Origin of the sequence: Alteromonas gracilis (genome assembly GCF_002993325.1) — a bacterium.
Lineage (GTDB): Bacteria > Pseudomonadota > Gammaproteobacteria > Enterobacterales > Alteromonadaceae > Alteromonas > Alteromonas gracilis.
Genome location: NZ_PVNO01000024.1, coordinates 53,251 through 68,014 on the forward strand (window position 1 = coordinate 53,251; position 14,764 = coordinate 68,014).

At 44.0% G+C, this 14,764-nt stretch carries 11 protein-coding genes; 2 read left to right on the forward strand and 9 right to left on the reverse strand.

Annotated elements, in window-relative coordinates:
* Nucleotides 1-172: 172 nt before the first annotated feature.
* The 6 genes from C6Y39_RS07305 to C6Y39_RS07330 form a co-directional block, all read right to left on the reverse strand.
* On the reverse strand, nt 173-1,651 hold the full coding sequence (locus C6Y39_RS07305; protein WP_105930635.1) for a TolC family protein: 1,479 nt from the start codon (nt 1,649-1,651) through the stop codon (nt 173-175).
* Entirely contained in the window at nt 1,641-4,826 is a 3,186-nt protein-coding gene (locus tag C6Y39_RS07310) for an efflux RND transporter permease subunit (RefSeq protein WP_105930636.1), read from the reverse strand. Before C6Y39_RS07310 ends, C6Y39_RS07305 begins: the two co-directional genes overlap by 11 nt.
* 9 nt (nt 4,827-4,835) lie before the next feature.
* The gene (locus tag C6Y39_RS07315; protein WP_105930637.1) at nt 4,836-5,921 is read right to left on the reverse strand and encodes an efflux RND transporter periplasmic adaptor subunit; all 1,086 of its coding nucleotides are present in this window, start codon (nt 5,919-5,921) and stop codon (nt 4,836-4,838) included.
* A gap of 195 nt (nt 5,922-6,116) precedes the next feature.
* Nucleotides 6,117-6,431: a hypothetical protein gene (locus tag C6Y39_RS07320; RefSeq protein ID WP_240618833.1), complete on the reverse strand. Its 315-nt coding sequence runs from the start codon at nt 6,429-6,431 to the stop codon at nt 6,117-6,119.
* Nucleotides 6,432-6,644: 213 nt separating this feature from the next.
* Complete coding sequence (locus C6Y39_RS07325) at nt 6,645-8,069, reverse strand: sensor histidine kinase (protein WP_105930638.1); 1,425 nt, start codon at nt 8,067-8,069, stop codon at nt 6,645-6,647.
* Nucleotides 8,053-8,742: a response regulator transcription factor gene (locus tag C6Y39_RS07330; RefSeq protein WP_105930639.1), complete on the reverse strand. Its 690-nt coding sequence runs from the start codon at nt 8,740-8,742 to the stop codon at nt 8,053-8,055. The genes C6Y39_RS07325 and C6Y39_RS07330 overlap by 17 nt, the downstream gene beginning before the upstream one ends.
* Nucleotides 8,743-9,035: 293 nt before the next feature.
* Between C6Y39_RS07330 and C6Y39_RS07335 the strand changes: the two genes are divergently transcribed.
* Nucleotides 9,036-10,643: a phosphoethanolamine transferase gene (locus tag C6Y39_RS07335; RefSeq protein WP_105930640.1), complete on the forward strand. Its 1,608-nt coding sequence runs from the start codon at nt 9,036-9,038 to the stop codon at nt 10,641-10,643.
* Complete coding sequence (locus C6Y39_RS07340) at nt 10,631-11,050, forward strand: diacylglycerol kinase (protein WP_105930641.1); 420 nt, start codon at nt 10,631-10,633, stop codon at nt 11,048-11,050. The genes C6Y39_RS07335 and C6Y39_RS07340 overlap by 13 nt, the downstream gene beginning before the upstream one ends.
* Before the next feature lie 200 nt (nt 11,051-11,250).
* Here the strand turns inward: C6Y39_RS07340 and C6Y39_RS07345 are convergent, their stop codons facing one another.
* The 3 genes from C6Y39_RS07345 to epd form a co-directional block, all read right to left on the reverse strand.
* Complete coding sequence (locus C6Y39_RS07345; RefSeq protein WP_105930642.1) at nt 11,251-12,150, reverse strand: fructose bisphosphate aldolase; 900 nt, start codon at nt 12,148-12,150, stop codon at nt 11,251-11,253.
* A gap of 302 nt (nt 12,151-12,452) precedes the next feature.
* Nucleotides 12,453-13,628, reverse strand: coding sequence for a phosphoglycerate kinase (locus C6Y39_RS07350; protein ID WP_105930643.1), 1,176 nt, complete (start codon nt 13,626-13,628; stop codon nt 12,453-12,455).
* Nucleotides 13,629-13,743: 115 nt separating this feature from the next.
* Nucleotides 13,744-14,754 (reverse strand): erythrose-4-phosphate dehydrogenase, encoded by a 1,011-nt coding sequence (epd, locus tag C6Y39_RS07355; protein ID WP_105930644.1) that lies wholly within the window; start codon nt 14,752-14,754, stop codon nt 13,744-13,746.
* Nucleotides 14,755-14,764 lie beyond the last annotated feature (10 nt).

Below are 14,764 nucleotides of genomic sequence, written 5' to 3' on the forward strand. Positions count from 1 at the left end.
CGCTTGTTAATTTGCCTTATGGTTAGTTGCATATGGACGTCATAATGCTAACGCTTAAGCATGACCTGACCGGGGGGGGACAGCTCTCAAATGTGAAGACAGATATTCGCCTTCAGCTTTTGATAAAGCAGGTAAAAAAGAAAAAAGGAGAGCTAACGCTCTCCTAGTTATTTTAAGACTGCCACCCGCCTCCGAGTGCCTGGTACAAATCGACCAGTGCGGCCATTTGCTGCTGACGGGTTTCTATAAACTCGCTTCGCGCCTCCAGTGCTTCTCTTTGTGCAAGCAGTACTTCTAAATACTCGCCATGAGCTGACGAGAAAAGTCTGTTGGCAATATCAATCGACTGTTCGAGCGAAGCAATTTGATGACGCCTTGCTTCAGCACTTTTTTCCAAATTATCGAGCTTCGATAAACTAGTAGTGACTTCGGCTACCGCCGTTAAAACGGTCAGTTCATATTCATAAGCCGCTTCAATTTGTTCGGCGCTGGCATTTTGGTAAACCGCTTCAATCGCCCTGCGGTTTATTAATGGCGCGAAAACATCACCAGATAACGAATATGCCAATGACTCGGGCACATTAAACAAGTAACGGCTATCAAACGCAGATAAACCTAAACCAGCTTTTAATTCAAAAGAAGGGTAGAAGTTGGCTTTAGCTACATCGATATTTAACTCTGCTGCCTGAAGCGTGAGTGCAGCTTGTTTTATATCCGGGCGATTATCTAACAGCGCAGAAGGAACTCCCACCTGTGGGTTGATGATTTTAGCGTCAAGTAACACGCTACTGTCCCTTTGAATGGGCTGTGGAGTGCGTCCTAATAACAGATTAAGCATGTTCTCTTTTTCAAGAATTTCCTGCTCAATCAAGTAACGCTCGCTCTCGTTTTTCTTCACTTCCGCGTTAAAGCGCGCAACGGGTAGTGATGACGCCCGCCCGTATTCTTTCAACGCATTAATAGTGTGAATAACATTGCGCTGTAGCGAAATGGTTGAGTCGAGGTTCTCTAGCTTGTTATCTAACGCCAGCAGTTCATAGTAAGCTCGCGCAACTTCAGATACTAACTGGGTAACGAAAAAGTTTTTACTTTCTACGGACGCCAAGTATTCGAGTGAAGCTACTTTAGACGCATCTCTTAGCTTATGCCAAACGTCAATTTCCCAAGACGCATTAAGGCCTAGCTTTAAGTTTGCCAGCGGGTCAGGAAATTCTTTATCCTCCTTGATATTTAACTGTTCTTCTACTGCGCCTTCCCGGGTATATTCGCCAACCTTTTCAGTTTCAGCTGCTATCCCCGCAGAGAGTCGAGGCAAATATTCCCCCTCTCGCGCATACACTTCATTCGACGCCATATTAATGCGTTGAACTAATATAGACACTTCTTGATTATTCTTAACCGCCGTTTCCACAAGCGCAGAAAGCGTAGGGTCGTTAAACCACTCACTCCATTGAATGTTCGCTAGCGTACTGTCTTTTTCCCTATAACCTGCCTGAGTATCCAATTGCGATACTTTCGCATTAAATTGCTCTGGCAGATCTAGATTAGGGTTTCGTGTTTCAATGGTAGGAATAGCACATGCCTGTACTAACAACGCACTACTAAGCGCTAACCACAACGGCTTATAAGTAAATCGCTTTTTATTTGTCATCGCTTAGCACCTCATCGTTATAGTGGTAAGTTTCAGTAAGGGGAACGTGATCTTCGTTTTTGATTAATGACTTACCTTCTTCAATTTTGGCGAACAAGTAGTAAAGCCCCGGAATAACCAGCACGCCAAAAATAGTGCCGAACAAAGTACCGCCTAAGGCAGAAGCACCAATAGTTCTATTTCCCACTGCGCCTGCACCCGTTGCAATAACAAGCGGAATTAACCCTGCTACAAACGAGAACGATGTCATTAGGATTGGACGAAAGCGCTGTTTGGCCGCTTCAACTGCCGCGTCGGCAATTGATAAGCCCTGCTGATTTTTTTGCACTGCGTATTCCACTATCAATACGGCGTTTTTACCAAGTAACCCAACCAGCATAACCAAGCCAAGCTGAGCATAAACGTCATTGGCCAGCCCCATACCTTTTAAAAACAGGAATGAGCCAAGAATACCGGTAGGTAGCGAGAGAATCACCGCGAAAGGTAGAAGCAGACTCTCGTACTGTGATGCCAGTACGATATATACAAACAACAATACTACGGCAAAGATAACGATAGCTTCATTGCCTCGTTTAGCTTCGTCAAATGACAGGCCTTCCCAACCAATGTCGTATCCTTTTGGCAAGGTGGCAGCCGCCACTTCTTCAACCGCTTTTATTGCTTGCGCCGAGGTATATCCTGCAGCAGGCTCTGCGCGAATTGCTGCCGACGTATAAAGATTGTAGCGTGTAATTTCGTTAGGGCCTTGGGTTTTGATCAGCTTCATAAAAGCAGAGTAAGGCACCATTTCACCCTCTTCATTTTTCACGTAGTAATCCAATAAATCGCTGGGATAACGGCGATATTCCGGTGCACTTTGTGTGTACACTTTGAAGAAGTTATTAAAACGCGTGAAACCTTGCTCGTAAGTACTACCAATAAGAATATTCAAATTCTCCATGGCGGCGCCAATAGATACCCCTTTCTGCATTGCAGCTTGGTTATCTATCTCAATTTTATATTGAGGATAATCGGCCGCGTAAAACGTGAATAAACCTTTTAGCTCATCACGTTTGCCTAGTTCTTCCATGAAGGCTTTGTTGATTTGGTCGAACTCTTGATAGTCGGTTGTGTTAGTTTTATCGAGTAAACGGAATGATAACCCCGAAGAAGCGCCATACCCTGGCACTACTGGCGGTTCAAAGTACTCAATAACCGCGCCTAAGTGGTGCGTTTTGGCTTCCAGCTCTTCAATAATATCACGTACCGACTGTTCGCGATTAGCCCAGTCTTTAAGGTTAATCAAGCAGGTACCCGCGTTTGAACCTCGACCTTCCGTAAGGATTTCATAGCCAGCAAGCGAGGACACCGAGGAGACGCCTTCAACGTCCAGCGCCAAGCTTTGCAGCTCTCGCGCTACTGTATTCGTCGCTTCAAGAGTACTGCCTGGCGGTGTTTGAATGATGGCATAGATTTGCCCTTGGTCTTCACCGGGAATAAAGCCTGTAGGTAATGCCTGATTAACGCCAAAGGTACTTACGACAAAGCCCGCAAGCAGCACTATAGTAACACTGCGGCGCGTAACGATAGCTTTGACAATGCCTGTATAACGACCGGTTAACTTGTTGAAATAATGATTAAACCCGTCGATAAACTTGTTTAATGGCGTTGCCTTTCTCGTGTGTGAATGAGGGTTTTTAAGCAACATTGCACACAGTACAGGAGTTAATGACAGCGCTACAATACACGAGATGATAATTGACGATGACATGGTAATAGAGAACTGGCGATAGAATACACCTACCGGCCCCGTCATAAAGATGAGAGGTACGAAAACCGCCGTCATCACCAGTGTAATCGCGATAATAGCTCCCCCCATTTCGCCCAGTACTTGTTGGGTCGCCATATAAGGGGTTAGGCTGGCGCTCTCTTCCATTTTTGCGTGAACGGCCTCCACGATAACAATAGCGTTATCCACCACAATCCCTATCGCTAACACCAGAGCGAACAGGGTAATAAGGTTAATGTTCACTCCTGTAGCCTGCATGCAGAAAAACGTTCCCACCAGTGAAACCGGCACAGCGAGAAGCGGGATCAATGTGGAGCGCCAGTCACCTAGAAAAATGAACACCACCAAAGAAACCAAAATAAAGGCTTCAAACAGGGTATGCAGCACCTGCTCTATAGAGGCATCGAGAAACTTAGAAACGTCGTAGTTAATTTCGTACTTCATACCTTCTGGGAACGTTTTCTCTAGTTCAGCCATGGTGGCTTTCACATGAGAAATTACCTCATTGGCACTGCTTCCATAGTTCTGCTTAAGTACTATGGCAGCGGAAGGATATCCGTCTTTGTTTGAATAGATATCGAAGAATTCACTGCTTAACTCAACATCGGCGATGTCACCTAATTTGAGCAAGCGACCGTCGGAGTCGGCGCGAATAATGATATTTTTATATTCTTCAGGCTCGTCATAACGTCCCTCGTAAATAAGCACGTATTCCTTTGATTGAGCGGTAATGCCTGAGCTTCTGCCAAGTCGTCCCGGGCGTCCAATCAAGCTTTGCTCGTCTATCGACTCCATTATCTCATCCACAGAAACATTGTAGGCGCGCATGCGATCGGGCTTCAGCCAAATTCGCATGGCGTACTGGCGGCTTCCCAATATTTTTGCACTGGCAATACCGTTTACTCGCTGTATTTCAGGTATGAGGTTGATATTAGAATAGTTGTACAGAAACTTTTCATCAGCAGCTTCGTCTGTACTATAAACGTTTATGTACATCAGCATGCTAGGCTGAACGCGTTCTAACACCACCCCTTCCAGCTGTACTAGCTGAGGCAGCCTGTTCATGATTTGATCAAGCCGCGTTTTCACATTAATTAGCGCCTGATTCGGATCCACATCTAAATCGAAGATAACTTGAATAGTAGCTTCACCCGCACTTGTCGCATCAGACACGATGTACTTCATGCCCGGCACACCGTTGATTGAACGCTCAATGGTAACCAGCGATGATTTCACCAGCACATCAGCACTTGAACCGGGATATGCCAGAGAAATAAGCACTCGCGGCGGAGCAATATCGGGAAACTGTGACGTGGGTAGGCTAAACACCGACAACACGCCCAAAAATATAATCATCAGCGATAGCATGATGGCCATCACTGGACGTTTAATGAAAACTCCAAACATAGCGCCCCCTTATTCTGCGTGCAGTGACAGTTCAGCTAATGTGTCGCTGGCTGAAATAAGTTCAGGCTCTATCTCATCGCCGTTCGAGACTCTTCGCAGTCCTTCAATCAAAATAGTGTCGTCCGGCGCTAGTCCGTCTGAAACCAGATAGATGTTAGGGAGTTCTGCAGCGATGTTAATGTGGCGGGTTGCTAACTTGTTCTCGCTATCCAGCACATATACAAAGCTTTGATCGAGAATTTCGAATGTGGCTTTCTGAGGAATAACTAAAGCATCCGGATAGGCAATATCCACCATGACATTTCCGGTCTGCCCATGTCTTAGCAGTTGGTCTGGGTTAGGGAAAGACGCACGCATTTCAATGGTACCGGTATGATTATCAAAATCAGCTTCAATGGCATCTATCACGCCTTGGTGCTCGTAAATACTGCCATCGGCAAGCTTTAATCGCACTGGCGTTTGCTTATTTGACGGGTTGTTTTGAGCGTATTTCAAATACTCAGATTCAGGTACATTGAAATACACCCACATGGTGCTGATATCAGATAGCGTGGTGAGCAGTTCACCCTCATCAAGCAAACTTCCTGTTCGAGCTTCCAGTCGGTCCATTTTGCCTGTGAACGGCGCTTTGATATCTGTGAATGCTAAGTGAGTCTTTGCCAGTTCAACTTCAGCCTGAGCTTTTTGAAGCTGTGCTTCTATGACGGCAAGTTCGTTAGGAGAAACAATGTTTTGCTCAACAAGCGACTTTGTATTTTTGTACTCCATCTCGACCGCTTTAGCCTCGGCTTCAGCGCGGTGTAGTTCAGCTTCATATACGTTCGGCATTATTTTGAACATGGGCTGACCACGTTCTACCGTTTGTCCCTCATCAACAAAGGTCGATTGAAGATAGCCTTTTTCCATAGCTCTAACTTCAATATGTTGAATGGCACGTATCTGACTGACGTACTCTTTTACCAGCGTTGTGTCTTGTACGATGGGATGAGTAACGTTGAATTGAAGTTTTTCGTGATGCGCAGCATGTTCTTCATGTCCACAACCACCTAAAAGTGCGGAAACAATGCTTACTGCAAGAAGTGCTTTTTTGCTCATAATGTAAATTCGTAATAAAAAGGCTAATCGTGACATGCCTTATAAAAAGACAGCATGCCACTAGCGCGCTTTCAGCAAATAGGTTCACCGCTGATAATTAAGCACGCAAAAACATCCAGCAAAGCGCTGGCGCGTTGTTAGGAATATCGAATTAACGTGTTTTTTAGGTAGCCAATAACCGCTAAACCTAAAAAACTAAGCAATAGGCGGCGCTCGGGTTAACGGCGTTGCGTAGTTAAGGGATGTTTTGAAATGCCCACGCGGACGTGGTTTTGCGTTATCCGTGAAGAAGTCCGTATGGTAATCCAGCGCAATATTTTGTGGCGGGACGGGCTCTTCCGGTGCACTTTCCTCAGTATCAAATTCAAATGAATATTCTGAAATAGATGCATCAAAATGATGCTTGAACGTGATCGGCTTGTAATCCTGTTTAAGTCCAGTTACGCAAGTAAACAATAACGCAATGAGTGCGTATATGCTGTACTGCCTTATGTACTGAAGATTATTCACCGATGATTATTCCAGAAATTCAATGATATAAAGAAAATTGCGGCGATATGCTACACAGGCAACTGCCCTTTTACAAGAACCATCATTGCTAATAAACGCAGGCAATAACCGGTTGCACGTATTTGTTACAAACAAACTCAGAATTCCTGAGTGTGGCAGTGTACGTCATATCTTTTTACTGCAAGCAAAAACACATTTTAACGGCACGTATTTTTAAGAGGTCTTTTTGAAAGTCACAGAAAAAGAGATTTGGTTGTGATCCAACTTATAAACCGACACGTCTGCCCCAATCGCACCGCACAATGCACTCACTATTGATAGCCCTAGGCCAAAGTTGTCCTCTGATGTACGTGATGCATCCTTTTGCCACAGGGGTTCAAACATATGTCTTAAGTCACTTTCATCAATTTCAGTATGCGTTGTATTTGTCACTTCTATTTGGGCCTGCCCTGATTGCGTTTTGCCTATATACACGCTTATCGGCTCACAATGCTTTCCATGCTCTATAGCGTTGTCTAACAAGTTGCTAAATATAGACTCCACCGCAATTCGGTTAGAGTGAATAACCACGTCGCTCCTTTCTTTCGCAACCACATTAATATTATCTACCGCTTTGCTTGCAACAACTTGAGCAACGAGCTCTTCAATATTAATAAGGTTGTTTAATTGAGTCTGCTTGGCACTGTGCTTTTGGATTAACATCAAACCGGAAATGATGTTTTTCATTCGCATCCCAATGCGAAGAATCTGCGGTTTAAAATCTTTTTCGAGTCGCTCCTCTCCTGGAAACTTCATGGCAACTTCCGCCAGGTTGATAAGTTCGGAAACTGGCGTTTTAAGTTCGTGAGCAATGTCAGAGGTAAGTCTTTTTTCTCTAAGGTATAGGGCGTAGTTATCGTTTATAAAATGGTTCAAGCTACTGACGATTGGCTCTAGCTCTGAAACATTTGTTGAGAATGCTTCGTGCTTATCTGTGGTAGTAAACCTAAGAAATTTTATATTGTTGTTCAATGCATCAAGTGGTGCCAACGCGTAAGACACCGTGTTGCGCACGACGAATCTTACCATTAACGGAATTACAATAAGCGCCACTAAAAATGCGATATCGATAAACCAAAGAGTAAAATTCAACAGTTCAGTGGAAGTTGCGTATGCGATAACCATGGGGTCGCGCTGCTCTTCGCCTCTGACGCTATAGAATGCTTCGCGGTCTTCAGAGTCAATTTGAGGCACGTATTTGGTGTGAATAATACGTCCAGAACGACCATCTGGCAGCGTAATGTCGTTAATCACCGCCTCGTTTAAACTTAAGTTTTCAAACGGCAGCTCGTCGACAGTGTATAGTGCAAGGGATTCCGACTTTTCGAAAACCTGCCCTTTGTACCACAATTGAAAGTATTCTGGAGAAGAAGAACCCTCGAACTCAGGGAAATACTCGCCAGCAAACTCAAACTCAACGCCGTCTAAATCTTCATTGACTAAGCTTTGAAGCATGCCAACTTTGGCTTTTAAACCTTGGTTAAATTCTCTTTGGACCCAGGTATCAACTCCGATATCTGCGGCGAGTAAAACGACAATCACCAGCAAAGAAATAGTGATAGAAAGGCGTCGCGTTAAGGTTTTACGTATTGACTTCATCGCCTTCCACCACGACGTAGCCAAATCCTCGCTTACTTTTAATGGGGAGTGTAGCGCCACACGCCCTTACTTTTTTTCGCGCTGAAGAGAGGTGCGCTTCAATTGCATTTTTTGAGATATGGTCATAACTACCGGAAATAAATTCACTTAATTTTTCTGATGTGACGACCTTGCCTTTGTTTAGGAACATGCACTCTACTATGCGATATTCATTCGGCGTTAAACTAATCGCCTGCTCTCCAAATAAAAAAGACTTGGCCTGAATATCCAATATCAATCCATTAATAGTAATTTGATCGTTAATACAGTTTGTTACGCCCCGTCTCATCAAACTGAGAAGTCGCGCTGACAACTCTTCAAATGAAAAAGGCTTAGAGAGGTAATCATCGGCGCCTGCTAGTAAACCTTCTACTCTTTCTGCTGGTTCGGCTCGCGCAGACAAAATAAGTACTTTAGTCTCCATTCGTCTCTTTCTTAGCGCTTTTAAAATAGCCATTCCATCAAGCTCTGGCAGCATGCGATCTAATACAATGATGTCATAGCTACCAAGAAGCGCCATGCTCAAGCCATCAGGTCCAGTAGCCGCTAGGTCAACTGAATGGCCGAGTTTCTCTAGACCTAAGCTCAAACTATTTCTCAGAGACAATGAATCTTCTATAAGGAGTATTCTCATATTTCATTAGTCAATTTTACATCATCGCTAAGGTTATGATCTCAATCTTAAGATAGACTGAAGGCGAGAATAATATTGAATTAATTAACGATTGAAAGTGACGGCCTAGGAAACTTTTTATGCAACTGCACGCCGTTTCTCTATTTATAACAAATGGTTGCAATGGGAAACCATCTGGAATTGCTGGTTCTAGATAAAAATTTCCATTAACGCTAATCCCAAAGTTTTGCTTAAGCTTTATTTAAGTTTTGAAAGTTATCTTGTGCTGCAAGTAGTACACAAGAGAACTGACTTTGAAATTTCCACGTTCGTTAAATTTAAACCCTTCATTAGCCAATTTTGTTTTTATAGCATCAGTCTTAATAACGCTGGTTTTCAACTTCCCTTTTATTTCAAATGTCTATCACGCTGCGTCGCCAACTACAGTAGGCCAGTGGATATTTTTTCTGTCCGTTCCATTGCTGCTTACCTTTTTCAATATTATCGCCCTTAGCCTATTAGGCGCCATTCTTTTGCCAAGATTGACGGTGGCAGTGACACTGTTAGTCAGTTCACTTCTTTTATACGGTACGGTCGCTTACGGCGTGATATTTGATAAGAGTATGATTCAAAATGTGATGGAGACCAATTCTGGTGAAGCATTTGCCTATCTAAACTCAACGCTTTTACTCTTTTTCTTCTTGTTAGGATTGGTGCCCGTTGTTGCCGTCTTTAATCAGGAAATTAATGGAAAATTAGTTGCTAGAGTTAAGCACTTACTTAAGCTCAACGTATTAGCAGTGGTTGGAATAATCGTTATCGCTGCTGGCCTTTATAAAGACTACGCTGCGGTGGGTAGAAATAATAAAGATTTGGCCAAGTATATTATCCCTTATGCATTTTACGATTCTGGCTACAAATATCTCAGAGACACCTACTTTTATCCGCCACTTCCTTACAAGGTACTGGACAAGACACCTTCTATAATAAATAGAAACAACGCTTTGCCTTCTACGACTGTAATGGTTGTAGGAGAAACAGCAAGGGCAGACAAGTTTGCCAGTAATGGCTATAGCAGAAACACCACGCCCTTTATGAAAGACATAGGCGCGGTAAGTTTCAACGACGTGACCTCATGCGGGACCGCTACTGCGGTGTCAGTACCCTGTATGTTTTCTCGACTTTCAAGGCAAAGCTATGATGTTCGCATTGCGGAAAGTCAGGATAATGTGCTTGATATCATACATCGGGCTGGCGCTGATGTGACATGGATAGACAATAATAGTAGCTGCAAGGGGGTGTGCAAAAGAGTTGAAACTATTGCATTTGACCCATCCCGAGACCCTAGTTTATGTGACGGTGATTTTTGCTACGATGTTTTACTCAACGAGCTTTTGAAGGACGTTTTGTCATCACCTGCGACAAGTAACAGGGTTATTGTTCTTCATATGATAGGCTCTCACGGCCCTACCTACTATCGAAGATACCCCGCTGAATTTGCCAAATTCTCTCCCGACTGCCCTAGAAGTGATATTCAAAACTGTGATTCGCAGGCGCTTATCAACACGTATGACAATACCATTGCGTACACTGACTATGTACTTGGAGAGATTGTTAATACCTTAAAAAATGTGCCAAACGCTTCCATGCTGTATCTGTCTGATCACGGTGAATCTTTGGGTGAAAAAGGACTCTACCTGCATGGATTCCCTTATCAAATTGCACCGCAAGAACAAACTCACATTCCTATGCTTTTTTGGGCGTCGAAGTTTGAAGATTCAGGCTACCGAAATTGTATTAAAAACCTAGCCAACCACCCTTACTCTCAAGACAACTTGTTTGACACGCTACTTGGTTTATCAAGTGTAAAGAGTATTACTTACCAACCTACTATGGATATCTTTAAACAATGCGAAGCCTAAATGAATCAAACTGTGTGGTAAGTACCACCGCGCACTTCGACCCAAGTAACAAGCCAAAAGGCCTGCTTCGAGTATTTAAGGCTCTAAAGAATTCACTTCGAGCATTTAGCTGGCTTACTAAGAACGAAGCTGCATTTAAACAAGAACTCAGTCTAGCCGCTGTGGCATTCGTGGTTCTTGCGTTTTGGTCAATTCCTTTTCTTGAACGTGCAATTTTAATGTCTTCCATTTTTTTCATTTTATTTGCGGAAATCATCAATACGGCCATTGAAGTCACCGTCGACAGAATAGGTACAGAGTTTCATGCACTATCAGGGTTAGCAAAAGACTTAGCATCAGCAGGCGTTTTTCTATCCATCGTTATTGCCTGCGTGTTGTGGGCGGGCGTATTTTATAGCCACATATAGAGTTGTTACTTAAGGCACTAATCCCGTAGAGATTCGCCTTTTTTAGGAATTGCTAAGACGAGCTTATTAGGTTAATGATAAAGGTAATGGCGAGCTATAAGGTGTAGTTACCAAGATAAAGGTGTCACCCTAAGTAAACGGAACGCATAACTAAAAGAGCGCCATTAGGCGCTCTTTACAATCAATTTAAAAAGAGAAAATTAAGCTTTAGACGCTTGGTATATACCTTCAATTGCAGTATCTAGCGTTGCTTCAAACTCTTCTTGAGACTGCTTTGCAGAAACGCCTTCAGTTAATGCGCGAGAGAAACTCGCAATCATGCCTTGGTTTTCTGCCAGTTTCGCGTTTGCTTCTTCACGGCTATAGCCGCCAGAAAGCGCCACTACTTTAAGTACGCGAGGGTGATCAACAAGCTCTTTGTAGAAATTAGCTTCTGTTGGAAGCGTTAGCTTAAGCATAACTTCCTGGCCTTCGCTAAGAAGGTTAAGCTGAGTTAAAATCTCTAACTTAAGTAGCGCTTCAGCTTCCGCTTTTTGTGGGCTGTGAATATCCACTTCTGGCTCAATGATTGGAACAAGGCCCGCTGCTAAAATTTGCTTACCCACTTCAAATTGCTGAGCAACAACATCTTTAATACCTTGGTGATTGGCAAGCTTAACAACACTACGCATCTTAGTGCCAAACACGTCTTGCGCTACTGCTTTAGCGAGCAATGCATCAAGACCAGGCATGGGCTTCATTACCTGCACGCCGTTACTTTCTTCTGCCAACCCTTTATCAACCTTTAAGAAAGGAATAACACGCTTTTTCTGCCACAAAAAGTGAGCAGTAGGCATACCTTCAATTTCTCTATCAAGGGTGTTTTCAAATAAGATTGCGCCAAGAACGCGCTCGCCGCTGAAAGGGGTGCTGGTGATAATGCGCGTACGCATTTCATGAACAAGGTTAAACATCTCTTCATCTGAGCTATATTCAGATTCTTCGATGCCGTATAAGCGTAACGCTTTAGGGGTACTACCGCCGCTTTGATCTAACGCTGCAATAAAACCGGTTTGTGTTTTCAGTTTATCCAGCATTGCCTGCTGAGCTTGTGATGCCATTGCAACACTCCTTTTGTATATTACTGCCTTAGTAGACAGGTGTAGGGTTTATTGTTATACCAATTCTATTAAAGATCTGTTTGTCTCAGACGTGGCATGCCTGCATCTTAAATAAACACATCTGTAATAAAATTGGTATTTATGCCAGCGGACGTCACTGTTTCGCTGGGGTAATCGTTTCCGATTATAGGGTCACGCTCAAAAATGCTGTTACTGAGCGTGACACACAATGGGGCAACATTTGCACTAGGCCTTAGCTATCGAGAGCTTGTACGCACTGCGTTTCTACGCAGCGCTTAGGCTTATTTATTTTTTTCTTCTAGTACTGCTACCGCTGGTAGTGTTTTACCTTCCAAGAATTCTAGGAACGCGCCACCACCTGTTGAAATATAAGAAACCTTATCGGCAATTCCGTATTTATCAACTGCTGCTAGTGTATCACCACCACCTGCGATTGAGAATGCGTCGCTTGCCGCAATCGCTTCGGACAGCGCTTTCGTACCGGCACTGAACTGCTTGAATTCAAATACGCCTACAGGACCATTCCATACGATAGTTCCTGCGTTTTTAATAATGTCTTCTAACGCCTTGGATGAGTCTGGGCCGATATCAAAAATCATATCGTCGTCAGCAACGTCACTCACTACTTTTAGCGTAGCTTCGGTGTTCTCATCAAACGCTTTACCCACTACAACATCTGTTGGCACTGGAATATTGCCGCCATTCGCCTGCGCTTCGTTCATAAGCTGCGTGGCTTGTTCGGTTAAATCCATTTCTACCAGAGACTTACCTACATTGTGGCCCTGTGCCGCAATAAAGGTATTTGCAATACCGCCGCCTACAATTAGCTGATCTACTTTTTCAGCAAGCGTTTTTAGTACGGTAAGCTTGGTTGATACTTTAGAGCCACCCACTATGGCAACCATTGGGCGCTTAGGGTTATCCAAGGCTTTGCCCAGTGCGTCTAATTCTGCAGCAAGTAATGGGCCAGCGCAGGCTTTCGGAGCGAATTTAGCAACGCCATGAGTAGACGCTTGTGCGCGGTGAGCTGTACCGAACGCATCCATAACAAAGATATCGCAAAGTGCTGCGTACTGTTTTGCTAACGTTTCGTCGTCTTTCTTTTCACCTTTATTAAAACGAACGTTTTCAAGAATGACTAATTCGCCATCTGCGAGCTCAACACCGTCTAGGTAATCTTTTACAAGCTTAACCGGCACATCTAGGGCGTCGTTAAGGTAATCAACAACAGGTTGAAGTGAGAACTCATCAGCAGGCTCGCCTTCAGTAGGACGGCCAAGGTGAGACATCACCATAACTGCCGCACCAGCGTCTAGGGCTGCTTTAATAGTAGGAATTGATGCTTTGATACGCGCATCTGAGGTTACTTTGCCGTCTTTTACCGGCACGTTTAAATCTTGTCTAATTAATACGCGCTGACCTTTTAAAGCCATATCGCTCATGCTTGGAATTGCCATCGTCTTTCCTATGTTAATTTAAATTCAGTAGAGCGTGTCTGAATGATAAAACACACTCAAATTAACTGTGAAAGCTGCGCGAGCTGGTGCCACCAGCCCTGGCAGCATCAATGCGTTATTTTGCGTCGAACATCACTTTTGCTGTGTCGAGCATACGGTTTGCAAAACCCCATTCGTTGTCACACCACACCAGTGTTTTAACCAGTTGTTTGTGACTGACTCTTGTTTGTGTGCCATCTACAATACACGAGTGTGGGTCGTGATTGAAATCTACCGACACCAATGGCTCTTCAGTGTAATCCAAAATACCCTGTAAACGCCCCGCTTTTGCATTGCGAAGGGCTTGGTTCACCTGTTCAATCGTTACCTTAGACTGAAGCGTTACGCTTAAATCCATGGCAGTAACATTGATAGTGGGCACCCGAACCGCAATGGCTTCGAACTTACCCGCAAACTTAGGCAGAATGCGCTCTATACCAGCAGCAAGGCGTGTATCAACGGGGATAATCGACTGACTTGCAGCACGGGTTCTGCGCAAATCTTCGTGATAGGCGTCGATAACCTGTTGGTCATGCATAGAGGCATGAATTGTTGTGATCGTGCCGCTTTCAACACCAAACGCAGCGTCTAATGCTTGGATGACAGGAACAATGCAGTTTGTGGTACAAGAGCCGTTAGAGACTAATTTTTGTTCACTGGTCAACGTGTCTTCGTTAGTACCAAAAATGACCGTATTGTCTAAATCTGGTGAACCGGGTGATGAGAAAAGCACCTTGCCAGCGCCTGCTTCTAAATGCGCTTGTCCCGACGCTCTATCATCAAACTTACCGGTACACTCAAGCACAATATCAACGCCTAAGTCTTTCCACGGCAGGTCTTTGATATCACTGATTGCAAGCAGAGTGATATCGTCGCCTGCGACATTAAGCGTGTTGTTTTCTAAGGCCACATCAAAACGGAACCGCCCGTGGGCGGTATCGTATTTAAGTAGATGTGCAATGCCTTCAGGTTTTGCAATGTCGTTAATGGCCACCACGTTAAACTCGTTGTTGCGCCCACTTTCATATAGCGCGCGCAACACGTTGCGACCAATACGACCAAACCCATTTATGGCAATGTTTACCATAGGCTTATCT

What these genes read in the sequence shown, in the direction of transcription:
- C6Y39_RS07325 (WP_105930638.1), bottom strand. Translation starts at nt 8,069, where the DNA reads ATGAAGTCAATACGTAAAACCTTAACGCGACGCCTTTCTATCACTATT.
- C6Y39_RS07340 (WP_105930641.1), top strand. Translation starts at nt 10,631, where the DNA reads ATGCGAAGCCTAAATGAATCAAACTGTGTGGTAAGTACCACCGCGCAC.
- C6Y39_RS07310 (WP_105930636.1), bottom strand. Translation starts at nt 4,826, where the DNA reads ATGTTTGGAGTTTTCATTAAACGTCCAGTGATGGCCATCATGCTATCG.
- C6Y39_RS07315 (WP_105930637.1), bottom strand. Translation starts at nt 5,921, where the DNA reads ATGAGCAAAAAAGCACTTCTTGCAGTAAGCATTGTTTCCGCACTTTTA.
- C6Y39_RS07345 (WP_105930642.1), bottom strand. Translation starts at nt 12,150, where the DNA reads ATGGCATCACAAGCTCAGCAGGCAATGCTGGATAAACTGAAAACACAA.
- C6Y39_RS07330 (WP_105930639.1), bottom strand. Translation starts at nt 8,742, where the DNA reads ATGAGAATACTCCTTATAGAAGATTCATTGTCTCTGAGAAATAGTTTG.
- C6Y39_RS07305 (WP_105930635.1), bottom strand. Translation starts at nt 1,651, where the DNA reads ATGACAAATAAAAAGCGATTTACTTATAAGCCGTTGTGGTTAGCGCTT.
- epd (WP_105930644.1), bottom strand. Translation starts at nt 14,754, where the DNA reads ATGGTAAACATTGCCATAAATGGGTTTGGTCGTATTGGTCGCAACGTG.
- C6Y39_RS07350 (WP_105930643.1), bottom strand. Translation starts at nt 13,628, where the DNA reads ATGGCAATTCCAAGCATGAGCGATATGGCTTTAAAAGGTCAGCGCGTA.